At 59.4% G+C, this 25,635-nt stretch carries 21 protein-coding genes; 14 read left to right on the top strand and 7 right to left on the bottom strand.

Features of this window, described 5'->3' with window-relative positions:
- Positions 1-696, bottom strand: coding sequence for a 30S ribosomal protein S2 (gene rpsB, locus M8N44_RS11100; RefSeq protein WP_102721700.1), 696 nt, complete (start codon positions 694-696; stop codon positions 1-3).
- A 318-nt stretch (positions 697-1,014) separates the two neighbouring features.
- Between rpsB and M8N44_RS11095 the strand changes: the two genes are divergently transcribed.
- The gene (locus M8N44_RS11095; protein WP_102727637.1) at positions 1,015-2,406 is read left to right on the top strand and encodes an MATE family efflux transporter; all 1,392 of its coding nucleotides are present in this window, start codon (positions 1,015-1,017) and stop codon (positions 2,404-2,406) included.
- An 80-nt stretch (positions 2,407-2,486) separates the two neighbouring features.
- Here the strand turns inward: M8N44_RS11095 and M8N44_RS11090 are convergent, their stop codons facing one another.
- Entirely contained in the window at positions 2,487-3,212 is a 726-nt protein-coding gene (locus tag M8N44_RS11090; RefSeq protein WP_102727963.1) for a sirohydrochlorin chelatase, read from the bottom strand.
- A gap of 324 nt (positions 3,213-3,536) precedes the next feature.
- On the opposite strand from M8N44_RS11090, the gene kdsA reads away from it, so the two are divergent.
- From kdsA to M8N44_RS11050, 8 genes are all read left to right on the top strand, one after another.
- A complete protein-coding gene (gene kdsA / locus M8N44_RS11085; RefSeq protein WP_022396315.1) occupies positions 3,537-4,352 on the top strand; it encodes a 3-deoxy-8-phosphooctulonate synthase in 816 nt (271 codons plus the stop codon).
- Positions 4,349-4,828: an LPS export ABC transporter periplasmic protein LptC gene (gene lptC / locus M8N44_RS11080; protein ID WP_022396316.1), complete on the top strand. Its 480-nt coding sequence runs from the start codon at positions 4,349-4,351 to the stop codon at positions 4,826-4,828. Before kdsA ends, lptC begins: the two co-directional genes overlap by 4 nt.
- 11 nt (positions 4,829-4,839) lie before the next feature.
- Positions 4,840-5,808, top strand: coding sequence for an LptA/OstA family protein (locus tag M8N44_RS11075; RefSeq protein WP_022396317.1), 969 nt, complete (start codon positions 4,840-4,842; stop codon positions 5,806-5,808).
- Positions 5,805-6,551, top strand: a complete 747-nt coding sequence (gene lptB, locus M8N44_RS11070; protein WP_102721539.1) for an LPS export ABC transporter ATP-binding protein — start codon at positions 5,805-5,807, stop codon at positions 6,549-6,551. Before M8N44_RS11075 ends, lptB begins: the two co-directional genes overlap by 4 nt.
- Before the next feature lie 20 nt (positions 6,552-6,571).
- Positions 6,572-7,456, top strand: a complete 885-nt coding sequence (locus M8N44_RS11065; RefSeq protein WP_102721540.1) for an HAD family hydrolase — start codon at positions 6,572-6,574, stop codon at positions 7,454-7,456.
- Between the two features lie 28 nt (positions 7,457-7,484).
- Positions 7,485-8,867, top strand: coding sequence for a UDP-N-acetylmuramate:L-alanyl-gamma-D-glutamyl-meso-diaminopimelate ligase (gene mpl, locus M8N44_RS11060; RefSeq protein WP_022396320.1), 1,383 nt, complete (start codon positions 7,485-7,487; stop codon positions 8,865-8,867).
- A 24-nt stretch (positions 8,868-8,891) separates the two neighbouring features.
- Positions 8,892-10,211 carry an OmpA family protein gene (locus tag M8N44_RS11055; protein ID WP_249853109.1) on the top strand — a complete coding sequence of 440 codons (1,320 nt, stop codon included), beginning with the start codon at positions 8,892-8,894 and terminating at the stop codon, positions 10,209-10,211.
- Positions 10,212-10,294: 83 nt separating this feature from the next.
- Entirely contained in the window at positions 10,295-12,304 is a 2,010-nt protein-coding gene (locus M8N44_RS11050; RefSeq protein ID WP_022396322.1) for an ATP-dependent helicase, read from the top strand.
- 46 nt (positions 12,305-12,350) lie between these two features.
- On the opposite strand, the gene M8N44_RS11045 is transcribed toward M8N44_RS11050, so the two are convergent.
- Positions 12,351-13,316 carry an alpha/beta hydrolase gene (locus tag M8N44_RS11045; RefSeq protein ID WP_022396323.1) on the bottom strand — a complete coding sequence of 322 codons (966 nt, stop codon included), beginning with the start codon at positions 13,314-13,316 and terminating at the stop codon, positions 12,351-12,353.
- A gap of 508 nt (positions 13,317-13,824) precedes the next feature.
- Here M8N44_RS11045 and M8N44_RS11040 point away from each other — a divergent pair.
- A complete protein-coding gene (locus M8N44_RS11040; RefSeq protein ID WP_102721543.1) occupies positions 13,825-16,983 on the top strand; it encodes an autotransporter family protein in 3,159 nt (1,052 codons plus the stop codon).
- A gap of 365 nt (positions 16,984-17,348) precedes the next feature.
- The gene (locus M8N44_RS11035) at positions 17,349-18,092 is read left to right on the top strand and encodes a PEP-CTERM sorting domain-containing protein (RefSeq protein ID WP_022396325.1); all 744 of its coding nucleotides are present in this window, start codon (positions 17,349-17,351) and stop codon (positions 18,090-18,092) included.
- A 170-nt stretch (positions 18,093-18,262) separates the two neighbouring features.
- On the opposite strand, the gene asnS is transcribed toward M8N44_RS11035, so the two are convergent.
- The 4 genes from asnS to M8N44_RS11015 all read right to left on the bottom strand — a co-directional run bounded on the left by asnS (position 18,263) and on the right by M8N44_RS11015 (position 22,318).
- On the bottom strand, positions 18,263-19,630 hold the full coding sequence (asnS, locus tag M8N44_RS11030; protein ID WP_180971069.1) for an asparagine--tRNA ligase: 1,368 nt from the start codon (positions 19,628-19,630) through the stop codon (positions 18,263-18,265).
- 108 nt (positions 19,631-19,738) lie between these two features.
- Entirely contained in the window at positions 19,739-21,019 is a 1,281-nt protein-coding gene (locus M8N44_RS11025; protein WP_180971795.1) for a C39 family peptidase, read from the bottom strand.
- Between the two features lie 223 nt (positions 21,020-21,242).
- Positions 21,243-21,560, bottom strand: coding sequence for a thioredoxin (trxA, locus tag M8N44_RS11020; protein WP_022396328.1), 318 nt, complete (start codon positions 21,558-21,560; stop codon positions 21,243-21,245).
- A gap of 38 nt (positions 21,561-21,598) precedes the next feature.
- Complete coding sequence (locus M8N44_RS11015) at positions 21,599-22,318, bottom strand: hypothetical protein (protein WP_102727961.1); 720 nt, start codon at positions 22,316-22,318, stop codon at positions 21,599-21,601.
- Between the two features lie 189 nt (positions 22,319-22,507).
- Between M8N44_RS11015 and M8N44_RS11010 the strand changes: the two genes are divergently transcribed.
- The 3 genes from M8N44_RS11010 to M8N44_RS11000 are packed head-to-tail and all read left to right on the top strand — an operon-like array spanning position 22,508 to position 25,632.
- Positions 22,508-23,188, top strand: a complete 681-nt coding sequence (locus tag M8N44_RS11010; RefSeq protein WP_102731255.1) for a hypothetical protein — start codon at positions 22,508-22,510, stop codon at positions 23,186-23,188.
- Between the two features lie 15 nt (positions 23,189-23,203).
- Entirely contained in the window at positions 23,204-24,388 is a 1,185-nt protein-coding gene (locus tag M8N44_RS11005; RefSeq protein ID WP_022396331.1) for an HlyD family secretion protein, read from the top strand.
- A 17-nt stretch (positions 24,389-24,405) separates the two neighbouring features.
- Complete coding sequence (locus M8N44_RS11000; RefSeq protein ID WP_022396332.1) at positions 24,406-25,632, top strand: prenyltransferase/squalene oxidase repeat-containing protein; 1,227 nt, start codon at positions 24,406-24,408, stop codon at positions 25,630-25,632.
- Positions 25,633-25,635: the final 3 nt, after the last annotated feature.

The following is a 25,635-nucleotide window of genomic DNA, read 5'->3' as shown; positions in this document are numbered from 1 at the left end:
TTAGGCTTCGGCGGGAGCGCCCTTGCCTTCGTTGATGGCCTTGACAATGCAGTCAAGGACCAGACGGATGGAACGGACGGCGTCGTCGTTGCCGGGAATCGGGAAATCGATTTCCTTCGGGTCGGCGTTGGTGTCAACCAGAACGCAGACGGGAATGTTCAGACGGTGGGCTTCGCGGATGGCGATGTCTTCATGATCGGCGCCGATGGCTACCATGGCGTCCGGAGCGCCGCCCATGTTGCGGATGCCCTGAAGGTTGCGTTCCAGCTTCTGGCGTTCGCGGTCCAGAGCGGCCAGTTCCTTCTTGGACATGCTCTTGAATTCCGGGGTCTTTTCAATCCCTTCAAGGTAGGAAAGGCGTTCGATGCTCTTGCGGATCGTGCTCATGTTGGTGAGCATGCCGCCCAGCCAGCGATGGTTGACGTAGTACTGACCAGTGGCTTCCGCGGCTTCGCGGACGGCTTCCTGGGCCTGGCGCTTGCAGCCGACGAAGAGGATCTTCTTGTTGCGGCGTGCCAGATCGGCCAGGAAGGAGCAAGCCTTGTCCAGGCATTTTTCCGTTTCTTCAAGGTTGATGATATGGATACCGGCCTTGTCCTTGAGAAGGTACTTCTTCATGCTGGGGTGCCATTTGCGGGTCTGGTGGCCCAAATGAACACCGGCTTCAACCATCTGGTTAATCAGATCATTAATCATATATGTATGTAGGTGGCTTTCCTTGCGGCAGGAAAAGCGGTTTTTAGGGACTTCGACGCTTTCTACCCCTCCGATCCCCATTGTTCAGGTTGCGCCGAATCACGCGAGGGACAAATAATATACTTCACGATGCCCTTCTTGTCAAAGCATAAATCATTGATTTACGCAACCATTCCGCCATCCGCGGCATCCCGCCGGAGGAGCGCCTCCGCAGCGGCTTTCATCCCCTGCCTGATACTTATCGTATAAAAAACAGGAACATGCCGCAAAACAGTCTTGGAAAAAACATGGAAGAGGCGTTCCATGCGGGCGTTCCGGATGACCAAGACCCTGACAAGCGGCAATCCCGCCAAATTGATTTTCCTGTTTACCATTCCCCTGCTGATCGGCAACCTGTTCCAGCAGTTTTACAACATGGCGGACACCCTGATCGTGGGCCGCACGCTGGGCGTGGAAGCCCTGGCCGCCGTGGGCTGCACAGGCGGCCTGATGTTTTTCATCCTCGGCTTCGTCATCGGATTCACGGCGGGGCTGGCTATCATCACGGCCCAGCGCTTTGGAGCGGGCCGCAGGCGGGCGGTGCGGCGCAGCTTTGCCGTCTGCATCGTCCTGAGTTCCATCATGACCGTCCTGCTGACCGCCGTCAGCGTCGCCTTCGCTCGTCCCGTTCTGGAACTGCTGCAAACTCCTCCGGAAATCCTGGAGGCGGCCCACGCCTACATCATCGTCATTTCCTGGGGCATCGGCGCAGCCATGCTGTTCAACCTCCTCTCCAACGTTCTCCGCGCCCTCGGGGACAGCCGGACGCCCCTCTATTTCCTGGTTCTGGCCTGCGTACTGAACATTGCGCTGGACCTGGCGCTGATCCTGCGGTTCGGCATGGGACCCGCGGGGGCTGCCGTCGCCACCGTAGCCTCCCAACTGGTTGCGGGCCTCTGCTGCACCGCCTACGTTTTTAAAAGGTTTCCCATTCTCCGGCTGACCAGGGCGGACTGGAACATGAGCCGCCGCTACCTCTGGGCGCATATCCGCGTGGCCCTTCCCATGGGGTTCCAGGCATCCATCATCGCCATTGGCGCCATTCTGGTGCAGTTTGCCCTCAACCGGCTGGGAGCGCAGTCAGTAGCGGCTTTCAGCGCGGCCCAGAAAATCGACATGGTGGCGACGCTGCCCATGATGTCCTTCGGCATCACGATGGCTACGTACGTGGCCCAGAATTACGGAGCCAGGAATCTGGAGCGCATCCGCCGGGGCGTTCTCCAGTGCAACCTGATGTCCGTGGGGTTCAGCATCGCCGTAGCCGCCGCCAATATTGCCTGGGGACCGGAACTGATCCGGCTGTTCGTGGGAGACGGGGAGAAGGAAGTCGTCAGCCTGGCCCAGACCTACCTGAACATCAATGCCTCCATGTACTGGGTGCTGGCGCTCCTCTTTGTCTTCCGCTACACGCTGCAAGGGCTGGGCCAGAGCATCGTGCCCACCTTCGCGGGCGTCATGGAGCTGTGCATGCGCGCCCTGGCCGCCATCGTGCTGGCCCGCTGCCTGGGCTTCACCGGAGCCAGCATGGCGAGCCCCGCCGCCTGGATCGGCTCCTGCGTGCCTCTCGCCATCGCCTATTACTTCACCAGCAGAAAGCTGGCGCGGTCCATGAAGCAGGGCTTCCCTCCCTGCCGTGAGGAAGAGCCGGGAGCCGTCCGGCAGGCCGCGTGATTGCGGCTGGCATTCGCCCCGCACCGGAACCGGTATCTCACCCCGGAGGAAAGGGAAACCGTCATGGAGCGCCCCAGGGGTCAATCACGGGTCTTCGCGGAAATCCCGGAACGTTCCCTTCCCCAGTATTCCCGCGCCTTCTGCAAATAAAACGCGCCCAGGGGAGGCAATATTTCCAGTTCCTTGCCCCACTTCTCCGCCAATTCCGGAGAAGGCATGTCCTCCCTCATGTGCTTTCCCTCCCCGATCAGGAACGGAAGCACTACCACCCTGTTTCCCTTCAAACGTGGAAATACTTCCTCCACGGAGGGGGAAGCGCCGAAATAGGCCAGGGCCATATCCGTTTCCTGCGGCCATAAAAAGGTCCGCAGTTTCTGTAAAAAGGCGAACGGCTCCGGAGGAAGGTCCTTTCCCACTACTCCATGGGCCACCACCAGCAGGGACGTTCCCGGCCCCAGCTCTTTCCCGAGGGCGTCGCGGACGGTCAGGAAGGGCATCACGTCTTCCCCAGCTCCCCACACCGGCTTGAATTCGAATTCCGGAGACACGCCGCGTTCCGCATACATGGCGCTCAATTGTTCCGGCAGCGCTTCCGTCACCGTCCAGCCGCTCTGCATGAAGACTGGATAAATCTGAACCACCCCGTCGCCCGGAGGCAGGTCGTCCGCCTGCATGTCCCGGAAGGAAGCCTGCCAGACGGGAGCGCCGTCCATGCCCAGCAGCTTGATGCGATCCGCCAGATGCTGCCGGAGTTCGGCCCCCGCCTCATCATAGGAGACGCATAGCTTGTAAATTTTTTTGGGCATGTGAAGTGAGACCCCAGAGGGAAGGCGGCGTTCAGCATCTTCCCCACTTGCAGACGCAGGGACGGTGCATGCCTGCCGTTTGTAACAGAAACGCCGGATTCCGGCAATACCATAACCGCCTTTTCCCTCCATGGCCTCCCATTCTCCGCAATACGGCAGGAAAAATTCTTTTATTCCGCTGATTTTCATTTTCTTATGAACTTTCTAAAGAAAGGGTCCGGAGAAAATGGTCCCCTCTTGCCGAATCTCCCGGCGGAGGCAGGATAGCGGCTTGACCGGAGGGCTTGAAACCGTCATGATATAAGGACATACAGGTTTTGTTTTATGTCGTTTTACATTCAATCCGTTGAAATCGGCGGCCCGCGGCCGTTCTACCTCCTGGGCCCCTGCTCTCTGGAATGCGAATCCTTCGTCTGGGAGATGGCCCGCTCCATCAAGTCCATTGCGGAAAACCTGGACATCCCGCTGATTTTCAAGGCCTCCTACGACAAGGCGAACAGAACTTCCATCACGTCCTTCCGCGGACCCGGCGTACGGGAAGGCTGCCGCATCCTGTCGGAAATCGGCAAAGAGCTGGAACTGCCCGTCGTTACGGACGTGCATACGGCCCGGGAAGCGGAGATTGCCGCTGAATACGTGGACCTGCTCCAGATTCCCGCCTTCCTGTGCCGCCAGACAGATCTTCTGGAAGCCTGCGCCAAGAGCGGCCGTCCCGTGAACATCAAGAAGGGCCAGTTCCTGGCTCCGTGGGATACTGTGAACATCGGGGAAAAGATGCGCGCCTTCGGCTGTGACGAGTTCATGATGTGCGAGCGCGGCACCTCCTTCGGCTACAATAACCTGGTGGTGGACATGCGCTCCCTGTACTGGATGAAACAGGAAGGCTTCCCCGTCGTGTTTGACGCCACCCACGCAGTCCAGAGGCCCGGAGGCCTGGGCGGAACCACGGGCGGAGACAGCGAACTGGCTCCCGTGCTGGCGTCCGCCGCCATGGCGACCGGCAGCATTGACGGCGTGTTCATGGAGGTGCACAAGGATCCGTCCAAGGCTCTTTCCGACGGGCCCAACCAAATCCCCCTCCACCTGCTTGAAGGCGTGCTGAAACGCCTTCAGTCCATCCATCAGGCGGTTCAGTCATGATGAAGTTACCGTTCACATGCTTTCTGGTAATTGCCATGCATGGCATGGCGGCGCAGGCGGATACCACCCTGCCCGCAGCCACGCCCTTCGCCGGCGTAGACAAGAAATTGCCCATGCTGGAGCTTCTGCCCGTAGGCCAGGTGCTCCCCAAAGTCAGCCTGTCACGGTATGAAGGGCCGCGCCTTTCCATGCTGCTGACCGCTTCAAGCGTGACCGTAGCCGCCCCGCAGGAAATTGCCGCCAGCATCCTGAACGTGTACCTGTACGGGAAGAACAACCAGACCTCCCATCTTTTCACGAAGGCTGCCTCCTACTTTCTGGACAAAAAACTGGTCGTCTCCCATACGGAGACCACCCTCAAGGAAGAGAACTTTTCCGCCAGGGGCACCGGCCTTTACATGGATACCAATATCAAGAGGGGCATCATCCTTGGCCCCGTTCAAACCACCATCCGCATGGATCAACGCAACAAGTAACCATTCCTTTTATGAAAAAACTTTCCTCCCTGCTGCTGCTCGCCCTGACCGGAGGTCTTGCCTGCGGCGCCACTGACGGCGTTCCCGCCCATATCGTACAGCCTTTGCCCAAGGAACTGGATCCACGCCTGGAGCCGCCCCTGGCTCCCCCCTCCGGCATCGTGCGTCCCCTGACGGCGGAGGAAACCGCCCGGAGGGAACGGGAACTGGCCCCCGTTCCGACCGCGGGCCTGAAGGAAGACGGTGAGAAGGCGATTGAAGCGTACAACGTGAAGGAAAAGACCGTTGACGGGCAGATTCAGGAATTCCGCCAGCAGCACCAGGTCACCGGCAATGCCGCCGCCCCGGCTGCGGACACCGCTCCCGCTGCGCCCAATCCGGAAGAGAACTTCATGCGCGCCAATTCCTCAAACAACCTGTACTCCGTAGATTGTGACGGGGACCTGTACTTCGACATGGAAGAAGGCGTGCTGGTGTTCATGAAAAACGTCCGGGTGCGCAACCCCAATCTTTCCATGGACTGTGCGGACCACCTGAAAATTTATGCGGAGTTCGTGCCGAAGAAGCCGGGCGACAAGAAGCCCTCCGAACGCAAGCAGGAAAAAGAGAAGGAAAAGGAAAAAGAAGGGGAGAAGCCCCAGGTGGCCCTCCCCAACGGCGGCAATTTTGACTATAACTCCATTAAAACGGTCGCAGCCTCCGGCAACGTGAAAGCCAGCTATACCAACAAGGAGGGGGAAACCAGCAACGCCCAGGCGGACAAGATCACCTATAACGCCAAAACCGGGGAAATCATCCTGACAGGCTCCCCGGTGATTATTACGCCGGACGCCATCATCAAGAATCCGAACAAGGACGCCTTCATCCGCGTGTACTCGAACGGGAATATGTACAGCAGCCGCGGCACCAAGACCACGTTCCGCCACGTAGACAAGAAGCTTTCCGACCGGGACAAACAGAAAACCAACCGCAAGCCGTGAGCTCCCCCCTATCCACCCATCTGCTGAGAGCCGAAGGCATCTGCAAAACCTATAAAACGCGGACCGTCGTGGACCAGGTCAGCCTGACGGTGGGCCATGGCGAGATCGTAGGCCTGCTGGGGCCGAACGGCGCGGGAAAAACCACCTCCTTCTACATGGTGGCGGGGCTCGTGCGCCCGGACGAAGGCCGCGTGATTTTTGCGGGCGAGAATATCACGGAACTGCCGATGAACCTGCGCGCCAGGCGCGGCATGGGCTACCTGCCGCAGGAGGAGTCCATCTTCCGCAAGCTTTCCGTGGAGGACAACCTCCTGGCCATTCTCCAGACCCGCAAGGACATGACCTCCCGCCAGCAGAAGGACCGCGCCGTGGAGCTGATGGACCGCTTCGGCATCACCAAGCTGCGCCGCTCCATGGCCATCCAGCTTTCCGGCGGGGAAAAGAGGCGGCTGACCATCGCCCGCGCCCTCGCCACCAGCCCCAAACTGCTGATGCTGGACGAACCGTTCAGCGGCGTGGACCCCATCGCCGTTTCAGACATCCAGAAGATCGTCATGGAGCTGCGCGATACGGACGGCCTTTCCATCCTGATTACGGACCACAACGTGCGGGAAACCCTGCACATCGTGGACCGCGCCTACATCCTGTTTGAAGGGAAGGTCATCAAGCACGGCACTTCCGAGGAAATCGCCAACGACCCCATCGCCCGCAAGCAGTATCTGGGCGACCAGTTCCGCATGTAACGCCACTTTCCGCCCCTCCCATGTCCTCTCCGCAGAATACGATCGCCCTGGTGTTCGACTATGACCAGACCCTGAGCCCCTTCTACATGCAGGATCAGGCCATTTTTCCGGAATTCGGCATCTCCCCGCAGGAGTTCTGGACCAGGTGCAACGCCACCGGGGAACGGGAAGGCTGGGACGGGGAACTGATTTACATGAAAAGCTTGCTGGACGCCCTCTCCCTGGACCGCGTCAGCAATGCCCGGCTCACCCAGCTTGGGGAACGCCTCACCTTTTACCCCGGCCTGCCGGATTTCTTTGACGCCTTCCCGTCCATGACCCTGTCCTCCCTTCATACGGACCTGGGCATCAACATTGAATACTACATCATTTCCTCCGGCCTGAAAGCCCTGATTGACGGCTCTGCCCTGCGCCCCTATTTCAAGGCCGTGTTCGGGTGCGAGTTCAGCGAGGAGAACGGCTACATCAACTTTCCCAAGAGGGTCATTTCCCACACCACGAAGACCCAGTACCTCTTCCGCATCAACAAGGGCATGCTGGATTACGACCAGGACGTGAACGACCACATGCCGGAGGACATGCGCCCGATTCCCTTCGCCAACATGATCTACATCGGCGACGGCCCCACGGACGTGCCCTGCTTCACCGTCATGCGCAGGAACGGCGGCCACGCCGTGGCCGTGTACAATCCGGAGGACGAAACGGGCCGCAGCTTCCGCAAGTGCTATAACCTGGCCTCCAATTCCGACCGCGTGAACTTCATCGCCCCGGCGGATTACACGCCCGGCAGCCACCTTACCCGCCTGCTGTCCGGCATGGTGACGGACATCGCCAACGGCATCGTGCGCCGCCGTGACCGCGCCCTGGCGGATTCCTGCATTGCGGCCCCCACCTTTTCCAAATAAAAACCTGCTCCATTCCTCTCCCCCCGTCATGAACAGCCATTTTCATTTCCTCGGCATCTGCGGAACCGCCATGGGCGCGGTAGCCGCCGCCATGGCCCGCCGCGGCTTTACCGTCACCGGCTCAGACGCCAACGTTTACCCCCCCATGTCCACCTTCCTGGAGGAGGAGGGCATCACCCTGTTTGAAGGCTACAAGGCCTCCAACATCCCCGCGGACGCGGACGTCATCGTCATCGGCAACGCCATGAGCCGCGGCAATGAGGAGGTGGAAGCCGTGCTCCAGCGGCGCCTGCGCTACCTCTCCCTGCCGGAGACGATGAAGGAATACTTCCTGCGCGGCAAGCGCAACTACGTGGTGACCGGCACCCACGGCAAAACCACCACCACGTCCATGCTGGCGTGGCTGATGGAGGACTCCGGGCTGAACCCCAGCTTCATGATCGGCGGCATCGCCCGCAATCTGGGCCGCGGCGGCCGTTTTACGGATTCCGATTTCTCCGTGCTGGAGGGGGACGAATACGACACGGCGTTTTTCGACAAACGCTCCAAATTCCTGCATTACCTGCCGGAACTGGTGGTCATCAACAACATTGAGTTCGACCACGCGGACATTTACAATTCCCTGGAGGAAATCAAGCTGAGCTTCCGCCGCCTGACCCAGATCATTCCCCGCAACGGCCTGGCGCTGGTGAACGCGGACGATCCCAACTGCCTGGACGTGGTGAAGGGGGCCCCCTGCCCCGTCAAGACGCTGGGCTTTTCCGACTCTTCCAACATTCGCATCCTGGACGTGGAAACCTCCACGGACGGCAGCCATTTCACGCTGGAAGGCACCCGCTACTATGTGCCGATGATCGGGGAATTCAACATCCGCAACGCCGCCATGGCGATTGCCGCCGCACAATTTGCGGGGCTGAACGTCAAGCAGCTGGCGGACTCCATGGGCCGCTTTGAAGGCGTGGCCCGCCGCCAGGAAGTAAAGGGCGTGGTCAACGGCATTTCCGTGGTGGACGACTTCGCCCACCACCCCACGGCCATCAAGCAGGCCATCCTGGGCCTGCGCCAGCGCTACCCGGGATCACGCATCTGGGCCATTTTTGAGCCGCGCTCCAACACCACGCGCAGAAACATCTTCCAGAATGAACTGGCGTTATCCCTCGCTACGGCGGATTTCCCCGTGGTGGCCGCCGTGGACCATCCGGACAAGGTGGCCCTGGAGGAACGCCTGGACCTCACCAAACTCTCCAATGATCTCTCCGCGCTGGGCAAGGACGCCCTGATCGGCGGACAGGCGCAGGAAATCGTCTCCGCCGTCTGCAAGAAAGCCCAGCCGGGAGACGTTATTCTGGTAATGAGCAACGGCGGTTTTGACGGCATTCACGCCAAATTGCTGGAAGCCTTGAACGCCTGACCCTTTTTCATACATTCACCTCCAATGAAAAACGCATCCACCATCACCGCCTTCATCATCAGCTTCCTGGTCGTGGGCAGCCTGGCTCTGGTCTTCCTGTTCCTGGGAAACCGGGAGGAGGAGCCCGCCCCCGCTGAACCCGCGGCGCAAACGGAAGTTCCTCCGCGCCAGACGGTGACGCCCCAGCCCACCGTGGACCCGCTCACCAAGGAAGACATCAGCCGGCAGACGGCCACGCCGTCCTCCCTGGTCAACCTCAGCTCCCCCCAGACGCTGGCGCAGGCGATTGCCAAGGTTATTCAGGACCGGGACGCGGACACCCTGAAATCCCTGCAAATCCAGCAGGCCGTCACGGAGGCCCAGGGCCGCATCATCCGGGAACTCATGGAAGCGCGCCATGTGCGCCTTTCCACCCCCGGCATCACCAGCATCGGCGCAAATAACCAGGGGGCCAACCCCACGGCCAGATACACGCTCAACTTCAGCAGCGGCGCGCGCGGCTACCTGGACATGAAGCGCAATGACAAGCAGCAGTGGACACTGGACACCCTTACGCTGCCCAGCAAGCAGGACCTGGCCAAGGACAAGGCCGCCCCCATGGCCATGAACGATCCCATGGGCATCGTCAGCTCCTTCATGGACGCCGTTGCCAAGGCGGACTTCCGCACGGCACGGAAATTCGTGGACGGAACCAAGGTGCAGGACGCCACCGTGGCCGGGCTGTGCATCCTGTTTGAAGAAGGCGCCTTCCGCCTCCGGGAGGACGCTCCCATCAAAACCGCCTATGAAGCGCCCACCAATGCGGGCTTTTTCGTCCACCTGCAGGACGCCCAGGGCAGGAAAGCCGGCAACGTGGGCCTGACCGTAGCCAAGAAGGATGAACAATGGCTGATTGCGGAAGCCTCCCTGGACAACATGCTGGAAGCCTACACGAAACGGCAGGGGGCCGGAGACGACATTTTCATCCCCATCGTGAAGAATCCGCAGGGGGGCGATTCCCTGGCCCTGTTCTTCGGTTTCAATGAAGATTCTCTGTCCAAGCGTTCCGAACGCCAGCTCCAGATTGTGGCGGAGGCCATCAAGACGGATAGCGGCAAGAAGCTGGAAATCAGCGGCCACACGGACGATGTGGGGAGTGAACGCTACAACCAGGGCCTCTCCGAACGCCGGGCGGCGGCCGTGAAGGCCCAGCTCGTCCAGTTCGGCGTTCCTGCGGAAAGAATCGTCACGAAGGGATTCGGCAAATCACAACCGCGCCGCACCTACTCCCCCACGGCGGACGAAGGAACGCGTGATGAAGCCCGCAAGGAAAACCGCCGCGCGGAAATGTACCTGGACTTTTAAAGAGTGATTAGAGTGGAGAGTGGAGAGAAAAGTTTTTCAACCAATCCCATTAACTATTCTCTATTAACTATTAACTGAAACGCATGGCCCGCCGTTACGTCATCAAGCAGGATGCCGCGCCAGCCGCGCCCATCTCCGGAATCGACTACCGCACGGCCCTTAATGAAGAACAGTATGCAGCCGTTTCTTCGGAACCGGGGCCGGCGCTCGTCATTGCAGGGGCCGGTTCGGGAAAAACGCGCACGCTGACCTACCGCGTGGCGTGGCTCCTGGACCACGGCACGGACCCGTGGAACATCCTGCTGCTGACCTTCACCAACAAGGCGGCGCGTGAAATGACGGAACGGGTTCGCTCCCTGATTCCCCTGGACCTGTCCCGCCTGTGGAGCGGCACGTTTCATTCCATTGCCAACCGCATCCTGCGCCAGCACGCGGAATACCTGGGCTATACTCCGGCTTTCACGATCATGGATTCCGACGACCGCAAATCCATGATTAAAAGCGTGGTCAAGTCCCTCAAACTGGATGAGAAATCCACCCGCTTCCCCAAACCGGAAGTCCTTTCCTCCCTGTTCAGCCTGGCGGACAATGAGGGCGCCAATATCCAGGAAACGCTGGAAAACGCCTATCCGTACCTCTCCAACCACCTGGACGCCATCCTGGACGTGCATGAACAATACGTGGCCCGCAAGCAGGAAACCAATAGCATGGACTTTGACGACCTGCTGCTCAACGTCGTGAGGCTTTTCCAGGAACAGGAGCATCTGCGCGCCCTGTACGGCTCCCGCTTCCAGCACATCCTAGTGGACGAATACCAGGACACCAACTACCTCCAGAGCCGCTTCATCGACCTGCTGTCCCGGGAACACGGCCAGCTCATGGTAGTGGGGGACGACGCCCAGAGCATTTATTCCTGGCGGGGGGCGGACATGGAGAACATCCTCAGCTTCACTACCCGCTACCCGGCGGCAAAGACCTTCAAGATAGAGACCAACTACCGCAGCGTGCCGGAAATTCTGGAGCTCTCCAACGCGGCCATCGCCGCCAACGAGGTGCAGATTGAAAAAAGGCTCCGCTCCGTGCGGCCTACCGGGGAAATGCCCCCGGCCCTCGTTCCGCTCAACGACGACAGGATGCAGGCCAAATTTGTCGCCCAGCGCATCCGGGACCTCATTGAAGAAGGCACGGACCCCAATGAAATAGCCGTGCTCTACCGCGCACACTTCCACAGCATGGAATTGCAGATGGAACTGACCCGCGGGGAAATCCCCTTCCGCATCACCAGCGGCATCAGGTTTTTTGAACAGGCCCATATCAAGGACGTGGTGGCGTTCATGCGCTTTGTGGTCAATCCCAGGGATGAACTCTCCTTCCGCCGCATGGTGATGCTGCTGCCCGGCATCGGTCCCGGCATGGCCCAGAAGCTCTGGATACGCTGGGCCGCCTGCCCGGAAAGCCGGCTGGAAACGCCGCCGGAATCCTTCTCCGCCCTGATGCTGGATTTTCCGGTCCCGGCCAAGTCCAAAACGGCCTGGACGCAGCTCTGCTACACGCTGGATGAACTGGCCCCAGCCGGAAAAATCGCCGGGCCGGCCTCCATGCTCATTTCCATCAATGAAGCCGTGTATGACGAGTACATGCAGGCCGCCTTTGAGAATTACGACCAGCGCAGGCAGGACCTCCTGCACCTGGCCGGATTCTCCGAACGCTTTGAATCCACGGAGGATTTCCTCTCCCAGCTTTCCCTGCTGGGCAATACGGATGATGAAAGCGCGGCGGCAGACCTCTCCGGAGGCGCCGTCACCCTGTCCACCATCCACCAGGCCAAGGGGCTGGAATGGTCCGTCGTCTTCCTGATCGGCCTGTGCGACGGCATGTTCCCGCACCAGCGGGTGATTGACGACGGAGACCTGGCGGGTCTTGAGGAGGAACGCCGCCTCTTCTACGTGGGCATCACCCGCGCCAAAGACCAGCTTTACCTGACCTACCCCCGCTGGAACTGCCGCGCGCAGGGAGGAACCTTCATGCAGATGCCCTCCCGCTTTCTGGATGAATTCCCGGCCAGCCTGGTGGAGGAGTGGGCGGTAGAATAAGAAGCCTGTCCCCCTTCCTGCGGTAAATGCGGGGCGCACTGGGTCTTTAATCCTTTTCCGCCGGGGAGGGAAGACGCTGCGCGGAGGTCTGGGGTGACACCTCCTCCATCCATTTGAGGACTTCCACCAAATTCTCGTCCGGCGGCATTTCATGCTTTCCCGGAAAGGGAAATTCCTTGATGGCGCACTGCCTTCTTTTGAGAACCTTGACGTCATGGCTGACGGCACTGTTGGCTCCTCCGTCCTTGTCTCCATTGATAATAGCCACCGCCATGCGCGTGGGGCACGTGAGGCGGTCCTTCCCTCCCAGCCAGCCGCCCATGGATACAATCCCCTTCCACGGGCGGACGGGCGGAATCCTGCGCTCACTATATGTAAAGGCACGGGACGCTCCGCCTGAAATGCCGCCCATGTACATGCGGTCCGCATCAAAAAAGGCCATTCTCTCCAAACTCCCGTTCGTGGAAGTCCACAGCTTGCCCAGTCCGGCTTCATGTTCCTTGGACTCCGAATTTTTAAACGTCGTCAATCCCAGGGCCACCCATCCGTTGGCCTCGCAGGCCTTCCGGAATTTCTGGACCATGTGCTGTCCATTGCCTACGGAATTAAACAGAATGATGACGGGAGGCGGAGTTTCCGCCTTCAGCGTGGATGGATAATAGACAAAGGCTTCCGGATAGGAATCCGTAGCGGGGATTTTAGTGATCTTCCCCAGCCTTCCTTCCGTATGCCGCTGCATGCGCTCCTGGTTGCTCATGGCTTCCGGAACATGCTCCTTGATCCAGTCCACGTCGTTCCCGGACAAGCTTGCCAGAGGCAGTTCCACCTGTCGGCCTTTCTCCAATTTAAGGGAAACTTTCCTGCCGGCGGCGTTGAAGCGGACAAAAGCCGCCGTGATGGTTTTGCCGGCGGTATTGGTCCACACGCGCGGCTGGTGCGGCACATCGGCCTCCTGCGCCGGGGCAAGCGGCAGCAACACGGCCGCGAGGACCGTAAACAATCGGGTAGTCATTCCCCGGTAATAGGCTGCCGACCGTTGGCAGTCAATAAAATTCGCCTGATTGCACAGCTTTGGGCACATCCCTGTTCGGAAAGCTCCATTCTTGCAGAGGCGGAACGGAGCATCCAAACTGCCACCACAGCCGGAAACAAATTTTCTTATTTATATTTGAACCATTTTCACGGCCATTATTCCGGGAAGGAAACAGCAAAATAAAAGAGGACCCAGAAAACATCATACATCCCTCACCATCAATGAGATATTTTTTCTTCTCAGGAAAATGAATTTACTGGAAGCTTTCTGGAATTCCTTTCCGGCTCCAGGTTTAAAAACCCTGTCATGACAAAGACCGCCAGACAATAGCCGCAACCATCTTATCCTGAATCATTTTCATTCCCATCTCCATCAAACCTTCCCATGTCATCCCACTGAACAGCCCGGAACGAGAATCATCTAAAACCTCGGGCGCCGTGATTGTCACGAACGCATAACCACCTAATCATTAAACAAATAAAAAAGCATGAAATTAAGACTCCCACATATGCTGCTGGCAGCAGTTATCGCTTGCCTTGGCAGTTTCTCCGTTGCTACGGCAGCTAACTATGCGGCCAACAGCGCCGATTCATTCGTGACGGCCTGGAACCAGGCTGCCGCCTCGAATGAAGCGTCAACCATCACTATCACCGTGCCGGCAGGCTCCGATAACATCACACTGACCCAGGAACAACGGGCCCAGTTGAACGCCATCTCCGGAACGGGCAACGTTACCGTCCAAATGGCGGACCCCAGCGGCAAACTGGTTAATTTCAATTATGATCTGGTTAATGGACAGGTCAGCTTCAACGACATCACACTGAGCGAACCCCTGGGAAGCGACAATGACATCGTAGTCACGAACGCCACGGACACCACCACCATTGACGGCAGGAACATTGCCATCGAAGGAACGAATGACGCCGCCAATCCCAAGACGGTAGGCGCCACCGTCACTTCCACGAACGGACAGGTAGGCATCGGCGACAACGTTTCCATGGAAAAAGCCGTCACCGTTACCGGCCAGGCGGCTCACACGGTGGACCCCTCCACGCCCCCGGCAGGTGAGGCCTATACCAGGACGACCTACGACACCTACAGCAATTCCAACGAGCAGGCCGTGGTCCTGGGCAACAACGTCACCATGCAGGATACCGTGACGGCTACCGGCCAGATCGTCAGTGATCCGGCGGCCAAAGTTACGCTGAACGGAGACGTGACCTCCACGGCCGGGATCGGCACCGTGACCACGGAACAGTTTGACGCGGCCAACAACCAGAACAGCAAAACCGTCATCGATTCCATGGATGACAGCATTTCCGGCGGCATCGTCCTTGGTGAAACCACGGCCGGATCCATCACCATCAAGACTGTAGGCGGCAATGTTTCCCTGGGAGACAACACCGTTCTGAACGGCACCACCGTTTCCGCGGAATCCGTCGACCTGAACAAGACGGTTTACAGCAATGACGACGGCAACTGGAATACGGTTGTGGGCACGGAAAAGCTGGACACCATCGAAGGCAGCGTCACCCTGGGCAACAACACCACCGTCAAGGGGAATTCCACCCTGACGGCGGATGACAATATTGCCATCGGCACCAACAGCGTGATCACCGGCAATACCGCCGCTGACGGCATCATCACTGCGGGAGGCCAGATCTCCATCGGAGACGGCACCCAGGTCGTGGGCAACACCGCCACCAACGCCGGCAAGGCCGCCATCAACCTGGCCGACGGCCAGACCCTGTACATCGGTTCCGGCGCAGTTCTTTCCGGCAACACGTCCAACGGCGTCCTCGGTTCCGTGCATGCGGGCCAGAACACCCAGATCAACGTTTATACGGACGGCACCGCCTACACCTTCATCAATGACGGCATTGACACCGCGGCTCCCGCGGCCCCCACGGCTGACGCCGCCCCTCTGGCCGCTGACCAGACCGTCATGACGAAGACCGGCACGGGCACCCTCGTCTACGGCGGCGGCGGAGCCACCGACACGTTCGGAGGCACCTACCAGCAGCTTGAAGGCAACCTGATCATTGGCCACGCCACCTTTGGAACCGTGGACGCCGCTACCGGAAAAGTCGGCCCCCTCCAGTCCATCGGCGCCGCCGTAATGGGCACGGACGATACGGTTTACGACATCCGGACGGGCCAGGTGACCCTGGCGCAGAATTCCACCATGAAGGGGGCTTCCGCCTCCTTCGGAGGCGATTCCACCCTGCTCCTGAGCGACGGCTCCGTGCTTGACTTCGGCACCCCGGCCACCTTCACGGATAATTCCCGCGTGGGCATCCAGGTATCCGACGCCACCGGCAATCCCGTCCCAATCGCCCAGCTGAAGAAGGGCACGGAAAGCGTGAACGTCACGCTGAACGGCACGGACATTTCCGGACGCCTGCTGAACAACCTGTTCCTGACCACCACCATGGCTCCGGGAACGACGGAAGGCACCACCACCATCACCCAGAACATGAGGGGCATTGACGGTCCCATGTCCGGCTACAACGGCAACGTTTACACCGTAGCGGCCGCTCTGGAAAGCAACCGCCTGAACGTGGCCGCCGGTTCTCCCGCCGCCCAGTTCTATGAAACCCTGCTGCGCGTGACGGACCCGAACGAAGCTGCCAACATGATTCAGTCCGTCAGCGGTGAAAACGTGATGAACTTCGCGTGGGCCGCCAGCCGGACGCTGAGGAGCTTTGCCGACCTGGGACGCATCCAGTCCGCCGCCTCCATGGCCCGCCAGACGGAAGACACCATTGAAGTGGTGGACGCCAAGGGCTCCCCGATCGCCCGCAAGACGATCGCCAAGGGCAACGGCAACATCTGGGTAGGCGGCATGGGCAACTGGGATGACCAGGACGCCCGCGGAGGCATCTCCGGCTACAAGTACAATGCAGGCGGCTATGCCGTGGGTATTGACTACAAGGCTGCCCAGGGTTCCCTGATCGGCATTGCAGTGGGCCAGAGCTTCGGCGACATCAAGGACAAGAGCGGATTCGGCTCCGACTACGACGTGGATTCCTTCATGGCCATGATCTACGGCCGCATGCATCCCTTCAGGGAAAGCAAGTTCACGCTGGACGGCTACGGCGCCTACGGACGCTCCAAGTTCAAGGGCAATTCCTACATCATGGGAACCGCCGCCAACGGCAATGAAAATGCGGACTCCTTCAGCGGCGGCCTGTACGCCACCTGGACGGAACACTTCGCACTCGGCAAGGCCTTCGTAACGCCTTACACGGGTATCGAATTCATGACCACCGAACTCAAGGGCTTCTCGGAAAGCGGACCTTACGGCCGCTCCTTTGACCACGCCCGCGCCCAGAACTGGACCATTCCGTTGGGCGTGACCATCGCCCGCGCCTACCAGACGGACGGCGGCACCACCATCACCCCGGCCTTGACGGTGGCCGCGGCGCAGGATGTGAGCCGCATGAATCCCAAGTCCAACGTCAGCGGACCCCTGGGAGCCTGGAACGTGCGCGGCGTCAACGTCGGTCGCACCGCATTCCGCCTGAATGCCGGCATTGACGTGCTCTTCTCCAGCAATTGGGGAGCACGGGTCTGCTATCAGTTCGAGACCCGCAACAAGCTGACCTCCCATGGAATCAACGGAGCCATCAGCTATACGTTCTAAGTAGGACGGCGCTTCAGCGCATGCTTTTACTTGGTTATGGTAGGCCCTTTCCCGCCCTGTGCGGGAAAGGGTTTTCCGTATGTTTCAGCCACTGTCTCCTGCCGCACATTAAATCTTTTCTTTTAAAAACGGCATCTCCGAATAAAGGAATGACGTCTGCACGGATTTCCAATCCGATTCCCGGTTTATTAAAAAATAAATATTTTACAATAAATGAATTATGAATTAATTAAATGCTCGTGCCCTCTTTTCCGTTTAAGTTGTAGTAAAGATATGTTTGCCTGATGTGTTCCTCCTTCAAACATTTGCATTGACGCCGGATTGGAAATCCGTTATCCGTGTCTCTGTTAAAGTATCTGTTGAGCATGAGATTATCTACATTCTGCATTTTATGCTGCCTATCCGCCGGGATTTCCCAGGCTGCCACCTATGTCTGGAGCGGAGCGGCAGGAAACGGGATCTATGGAGATTCCAACAACTGGACGGTGGACGGCGCGCCGAACGGCTACTTCCCGCAGCACAGCACCAATGACAACGCCATCATCGGGGAAAACGCCGGAACTGTTACCTGGTCCACCGCGCAATCCTTCTTCGGCGCCACCAATACGGTCCAGGTAGGGTCCGGAAGCACCCTGGTCTGCACGACTACGATAGGGGATCTCAACGTCAATTCCTTTACCCTGGAAGGCAATTCCCATCTGGTATTTGAATCCAGCAACGCCTTTGGACTGGGCCGTGACTTTACGCTGGATTTCGGCACCTTTACGGCGGCGGAACACGGTTCCTGGACCGCTACGGACCTCACCAACTTCTGGACCAACGGAAAAACCGTCACCTTCACCGGCACGCTGGATATGAACAGCCTTTCCGGAAGCGGAACGATTGAACTGGCTTCCATCAAATCCGCCCAGCAGGGAGGCAACCTCAATCTGGACCTGAGCGGCCTGAACATCGCCAGCAACTCCCAGGTACAGGCGACCGTGACGCAGGTCACGGAAAACGGCGTCACCAAGGTACTGATCAACTATGAAACCGTTCCGGAACCCGCAACGGCCACGCTGAGCCTGCTGGGACTGGGCTCCCTGCTGTTAAGAAGAAAGAGACAGTAGTCTCCGCCCCAGCACCGATTTTACCCCGGCTTGCTCCCCAAAGGGAAAGCCGGGGTTTTCTTTTGCCGGCGGGGTCAATTTTCACAAGCATTTCCCCATTCGCCAACGCGGCCGCTCCGGGGCCGCGCAACGCCGCCCCGAACGGAAAAACGGAAGCTTCCCCGCGCAGGTCAGAACTCGCAGTTGCGCGGCGTGCGGGCAAAGGGCAGTACGTCGCGTATGTTCGTCACTCCGGTCACGAACATCAGCAGGCGTTCAAACCCGGCTCCGAATCCGGCGTGCGGAACCGTGCCGTAGCGGCGCAGATCCGCATACCAGCGGTAGGCTTCCTCATTCATGCCCATGCGGCGCATGTTTTCCTCCAGAATGTCCAGCCGTTCCTCACGCTGGCTTCCCCCTACGATTTCCCCGATGCCGGGCACCAGCACGTCCATGGCGGTAACGGTCCTGCCGTCTTCGTTCAGACGCATGTAGAAAGGCTTGATCTCCTTCGGGTAATTGTAAACGATGACCGGGCATTTGAAATGCTCTTCCGTCAGGAAGCGTTCGTGCTCGCTCTGGAGGTTGATGCCCCAGGAAACGGGGTAATCAAACGTTTTCCCGCTCTTGAGCAGAATATCCACGGCTTCCGTATAGGAACAGCGCACAAACGGCGTTTCCTTCACATGCTCCAGGCGTTCCCGCAGTCCCTTGTCCACAAAGCGGGTCAGGAATTCCACCTCTTCCGCGCTGTTCTCCAGGGCGTCGCCGACCAGGAAGCGGACGAACGCTTCCGCCATGTCCATGTCTCCGTACAGGTCGCAGAAGGCCATTTCAGGCTCCACCATCCAGAATTCCGCCGCATGGCGCGTGGTATTGGAGTTCTCCGCCCGGAAAGTGGGGCCGAAGGTATAAATATTGCTCAGTGCGCATGCGAACGCCTCCCCTTCAAGCTGTCCGCTCACGGTGAGGTAGGCCGCCTTGCCGAAGAAATCCAGGGCTGCGTCACGGGAGGCGGCGTCGCCCACGTCCAGCGTCGTCACACGGAACATTTCACCGGCGCCCTCGCAGTCGCTGGCGGTAATAATGGGCGTGCTGACCCAGGAAAAGTCCCTCTCCTGGAAAAACCGGTGGATGGCATAGGCCAGCCTGCTACGCATGCGGAACACGGCGCCAAACAGGTTGGTGCGGGGGCGCAGATGGGCGATGGAACGCAGGAATTCCGGCGTATGCCCCTTTTTCTGCAAAGGGTAGGAATCCGGAGCGGTCCCCACCAGCTCCAGGGAGGCAGCGCGCAGTTCCCATCGCTGCCTGCCCTGTCCGGCAACCAGAGCCCCGCGAACGCTCACGGCGGAGCCCGTGGTCATTTCCCCAATCCGTTCATAACCGGGAATGCCTGCATCCGCCACCACCTGGAGGGAAGCCACGGAAGAACCGTCATTTACTTCCAGAAAGGAAAAAGCCTTGGAATCACGGCGCGTACGCACCCAGCCCTGAATCAGTACGTCCGGCATTTCCGCCTCACTGTTCAAAGCATATTTCACCAATGTTCTGCTGATCATGGCGCAAGTATAATACAGCGCCTTTCCCATGCCAGCAGAATTACTTTTCTCCGGAGAGAATATTCAGGCGCTTCCGGCAGCGGAAGGAGGGCGTGCAGCACGGCTCTATTTGGAGGGCTGCATAACCTGCCGCCCCGTCGTAATGGCGATGGCGTCCGCCAGCGGCATTTCCTTTTCCGTGTGGGCCGCACCCCAGGAATCCGAGAAGATGAGCGTCTTCTTTTCCTCGTCAAAGCCGATGATGAGCCTCAAATGGCCACCGCGCGTCTGGGACAGGCGCAGCGGCTCAGGAACGATGCCCAGTTGAACGGACCACAGCACGGGAATGCCCGCCGTGATGTAGGGCCTGATGGCGTTGAGCCATTTGTCCATCTGGGACGGAGATCCGGCGCGCGCCAGCTTCAGCACCTCCCCGTCCGCATTGTCCCAGAAGCCGGACCAGTCATATTCATTCTCCACCTTCTCCTTTTTTAATTTGGAGGCGGCGCGGTTGTAGGCTTTCAGCAGATTCCGGAAATCACGGGTGTCCGTCAGGGAATCCAGCACCTTGATCCGGATCTGGAAGCGCGCCCCTATCTTTTTCAGGTTCTCCGCCATTGCCGCCGTGCTGGTTCCTCCTTCCGCGGAGGAATTGGCCAGGGAAGCAAGTTCGTGCTGGTCCACGTAATCCATTCCGTAATAGGCAAAAATCCGGGCGGCGGTCGCCACCACGCAATAACCCTTCTGCCCCTGGTCTACCATGGGAATGTCCTGGATGACCACCCGTTTTCCTTCTTTCCTGACGTGCTGCTTGATGTCCGCCTTTCTGGCGCGGGAAGAAGCGTCGCCCCTCGCGATGGAAGCCTCCGTGGGGCCGGCCTTCAACCGGATGAATTCCGCTTCAAATTCCCTGCCCTCCCGCGACGTATTGGTTTCCAGGGTAATCGCCCCCTTGTCCCAAATCCAGGACCAGCCATTGACCTTGACCACCGCCTCCTTCCGGGTGGCCCGGTACTCCCTGGGCTGCACTCCGGTGAGAGCGGTCAGCCCTTCCCTGACGCGGTCCAGGCGTTTTTCAAACTCATCCTTGTCAATGGCCCCGTTGTCCCCCTTGTTGTACATCATGACGGTCATGGACTGGGGAACGCCTTCCTTCCAGTGCACCAGCATTTCCCCCAGGGACATTTCCCCTATTTTGATTGCAGGCTTCGCAATCCGGAGCTGGGTCTTGTCCCTGTCCACCCAGCCTCCGGATTCCCCGTTGAAATATTTCCCAAACAAATCCGGTTGCGGGAGGGTCCAGAACGCGCCGGATTTTAAATCCGGCGCCATGTCGCCAGCCCCCCATGCGGCGGGAAGAAGGCAGCAGGCGGAAAAGACAGAGAGGAATGAAGAGATAAATCGCATAACGGCAAAGGAGTAGAGGAACGGTCCCGCTGCTCGGGGCCCATGCTGACAATGTATTCTTCCATGGCGGTCCTGCCAAGAAAAAATGAATCTTACCCCGGCGGACGGTCCGTTATTAGCCTTCCCTTCACCGGATTCATTCAGACAGGCCCCAGGAACAAAAAAACCGGCCTGCCGCGGTACATTCCGCAGCAGGCCGGCTTGAATGAATAAACCAGTCCGGTTACATGAACGGACGCAAACGCTGCATGATGGCGTCCTTGGAAGAGGCTCCCACCATCGTATCCATGATTTCCCCGTCCTTGATAACCAGAAGGGTGGGAATGGTACGCACGCCATAGGTAGCGGCAAGGCCGTTGTTGGCGTCCACATCCACTTTGCCCACCTTGATCTTGCCGGCCAGTTCCGTGGAAAGCTGGTCAATGATCGGGGCGATCATGCGGCAGGGGCCGCACCATGTAGCCCAGAAGTCGACAAGCACAGGAATGTCGGACTTCAGGACTTCATCCTCAAAATTTGCTTCAGAAAATACGTTTGCCATAGTACCGCTTAGAGTATTTCAACAGTCATTATGTTCACTTATTCTTCTGCATCGGCGCCATCATCGGAAGACTCTTCTGCAGGGGCATCGGAGGAGGCGTCATCGGAAGAAGATTCGGCGGCCGCGTCATCGGTCGCTTCTTCACCGGCGGAGGTGGGAGCCGCGGCAGCGGGCTTGGAGTCGCTCCCCAGCCAGCCCGTCATGCTACGGGCTTCCAGGGTATCCGTGGCGTATTGATAACCAACGAAAATAAGCGCAAAGGCAAGAGCCACGAAGGAAAGAATATTGAGCAGCGTATTGGGAGACGCTTCCGTATCTTCTTCAAACTTCTTGGCCGTAAAGGAGGCGGAAGAAACCGGAGCGGCCGCAGGAGCGGTATTCAGCCCGATGGTGGCCTGCGGAAGCTGGGCGGTCGCCATGCCTGCCCCGGGAGGGGTCAGGGGAACGGTGGGCGCAGCGGCTGCGGGTGCCGCACCGGCGGGAGGAGCCACGGGCGTCGTGGCGGAGCCGAGAGCAACCGTCTTCAACCCGCCGCCAAGCTTGATGCCTCCGCCGAGCCCGGCGGGACGAAGGGGAATGGTGGGCGCAGCAGCAGCGGGCGGCGCGGCGGGTGCGGCGGGAGCCGCAGGAGCGCCGGAGGCGGGAGGGACAGAGGGAGCCGCCGGTGCCTTGGGCACGGAGGGAGCGGCCGGCGGAGTCGGAATGCTGGGCGGAGGCGGAGTACCGCCCGGAATGGAGGGGGGAGGTGGATTACTCATATCGGAAAAAATAGCTGTGCTGAACGATAGCTCTCGCTTATTTCCGACCGTAAATCAAGAAAAAGAATGCGCAAAGCCCAAATTCCGTGCAATTTTTTTTAATTTGGAGCGTATTCCATCCTAAACACGCTGTCCGGACTTGCCCTGAAAAGCGTTCTTTCCTACGCTGTGTATCCGGCATTATTTCATATGAAACCCATTACCAAATTAGCTTCCACCACCTTGCCCGACGGTTCCATTCTCGACCTCTGGGAACGGGACGGCTTCCATTTTCTTCTTCGTGACGGCGTGCAGCTCGCGTCCAGTTTTTCCCATGGGAGCAATGAAGCGGCAGCGGCCATGGCGGCAGCCCCGGTTAAAAGGGCCAACCAGCCCGCTTTTCTCCTGGACGGCCTAAGCCTGGGGTTCACCCTGTTTGCCCTGATGGACCTGGTCCAGAGGGAAAAGGCCCGCTTCATCGTAGCGGAGCCCTGCAAGCCGCTCGTTGACTGGCACCAGGAGCTGATGGACGGGGAACGCCCCGGCTTCCTGCACGATCCCCGCGTCAGCGTGGAATTCACTCCGGCGCTCCAGATCGCCCGCAAAAACCCGAAAAGCTTCCACGCCATCCTGTGCCGTTCCACGCATGAACGCATGAACCTGAGCGTGGCGGAGGCTTCCGACTATTTTGCCGCGCTCAAGCAGGGCGGCCTGCTGGTCATCACCGTGGCCCGGCCGGACGTCCGGCTTGCCCGCACACTCCAAAAAGCGGGTTTTGAAGTGAGCACGGAGGCCGTGCCTGCCTCACATAAAGGAAAGAAAACCACTTTTCACACCGTTATTCTTGGAAAGAAGGGGCGCTTCGTCCCCTTTTCCGCGCATCAATCCTGATTCCATCCTGCCACCATGAACCGCACAACTCTTACAACGGCCGGACTTCTGGCCGCCCTGCTCATCGGAATTCCCGCCCTGGCGGATTCCATTGCCCCGGGCATCCTGCTTCCCAAGAAAAACACCAAGTCCATTTCCTTCTCCCCCAAGGGGAGCTCGGACATTTTCCTGCTCGGCATCATGCCGCAGGGCAGCTCCGTCAAGAAGGGGGAATCCGTGGCGCAGGCGGACTTCCGCATCCTGGACAAGAGCATTGAAGACTACGAACGCACCATCAAGAGCAAAAACCTGGAAGTGCTGAAACTCCGGTACGCCCTGGACCAGCAGAAGGAACGCTCCGCGCTGGCTCTGCAAAAATACCAGACGGCCCTGACCCGGACGGAGGAGGACCAGAAAGACTTCCTGGAAAAGCGGAAGGCCCGCATGCTGGCGGAAGAAGAGGAACGCGTCAACAAGGCCCTGCGCCACATGTCCTACAAGCAGGAGGAGCTGAACCAGCTTACCAAGATGTACAAGGATGACCAGGTGGCGGAGGAAACGGAAGAAATCATCCTCAAGCGCCTGAAAAACGAACTGGGGGAAAGCGAATTTGCCGTCCAGGGAGCCAAGCTAGTCGCGGAGCTGGCCAAGCTGCGCAACATCCACCGCCTGGGGGAAGACTACGCCACGGCGGTCAAGGAAAAGCAGATGGATTTGGAACAGGCCCGGAAGCAGGCTGATTTTGACCTGGAACAGAAAAAGATAGCCCTGACGGAGGCGGAGGTGTCCCTGCGCCGCCTTCAGGACAAATACAACGAACTGAAAGCGGACCGGGAAATGGCCGCCTTCAAGGCCCCTGAAAACGGCATCCTGCTGTACGGCGGCTATGTGGCGGACAAATGGGTAGCCATTCCGGTGGCGGAAAAGCTCAAGCCCGGCGGCAAGCTGGAAGCCTTTGACAAAATCGCCACCATCGTCCCGCCGAACTCGGAACTGATCGTGCAGGCCACGCTGCCGGACTCCACCGCCACGCCCAAGGTGGGGGAAGCCGTCGTCATCAAGGTAACGAACATGCAGATTCCCGGCGTCATTACGGAAGCCAGCCCCATTCCGGGGGCGGACGGCAAGCGCCGCATCATCATCACGCCCAAGGTTCCCGCCAGCCAGATCTTCGCTCCCGGCCTCCCCGTCCAGGTCACCATCAAGGACCAGCAGGCCTGATCCCCCTACGGACCTCCATGAATAAAGCCGTCTTTTTTCTCGCCGCCCTGGGGGCCAGCACGGCGCTCTGCGCCTCCATTCCGGCGGAAAACGCGGAAAAAAGGGATACCATTCCCATTGCCAGGGTGCCGGACGTTCCGCCGCCCTCCCGGGAAACCCTGGACGCCTCCATCCGGAAGGCGGCGGACTTCCTGCTGAAGGAACAGAACAGGGACGGCTCCTGGGGAAGCCATACGCGCACCAAGGGGCTGAACGTCATCTGCCCCTACCCGGAAGGGCCCAGGTCGTTCAGAACGGCCTCCACCTCCCTGTGCGTAATCGGCCTGCTCACCAGCCCCCTGAAGGAGGACCCCGCCGTCAAGGCCGCGCTGGACAAGGCCGTGCAATACCTGCTAACCACGCTGCCCACCCTGAAACGGGGAGACACGCGCACCGTGCTCGGCGTCTGGGGCCATGCCTACGGCCTCTCCGCCCTGAGCCGGGCGGCCCGCAATCTTCCTGCGGATTCCCCCCTGTATGCGGAACTAAAAAAAGTGGCCGGCCTTCAGGTCAAGGCGCTGGACCAGATGGCGGACGTCCAGGGCGGCTGGGGCTATTATACGTTTGAAACCTTTTCCAAACGTCCCATCGGAGAGCCCACCTCCTTCCTGACGGCTACGGTCCTGCTCGCCTACAAGGACTCGGAACAGGCCTTCGGCCTCAAGCCGGATGCCCGAGTCGTCAAACGCGCCGTCGCCTGCCTGGAAAAACTGCGGACCCCTGCCGGCAGCTACGTCTATTCCCTTTCCCACTCTTTCTATCCCGGCCGGCCCATCAACCGCCACACCGGCAGTCTGGCCCGCACCCCCGCCGGAGACCTGGCCCTGATGCGGTATGACCCGGCTTTCATCTCCAGGCGGCAGTTGGAAGACGGCCTGGAACGCATCTGGAGCCGCGGCGGCTGGCTTTCCCTGGCCGTGAAAAAGCCCATTCCCCATGAAAGCTTTGCCCAGAACGCGGGCTACTTCTTCTACTACGGGTATTATTACGCCGCCCGCTGCCTGGAGGAAGTGGCCCCGGAACATCTGGCGCGCCATGCCTCCCATCTGGCAAGCGACCTCCTGCCCATGCAGGAAAAAGACGGCTCCTGGTGGGACTATCCCCTGTACAACTACCATAAATTCTACGGTACCGGCTATGCCCTGTACGCCGTCTCCCGCGTCAGGGAATCCCTGTACCCTTCCAATGCCGCAACGGCCTCCTGACCC

This window comes from Akkermansia massiliensis (assembly GCF_023516715.1).
Taxonomy (GTDB): domain Bacteria; phylum Verrucomicrobiota; class Verrucomicrobiia; order Verrucomicrobiales; family Akkermansiaceae; genus Akkermansia; species Akkermansia massiliensis.
The sequence above is the reverse complement of the archived record's forward strand: the minus strand, read 5'-3'. Positions and strand labels throughout refer to the sequence as shown.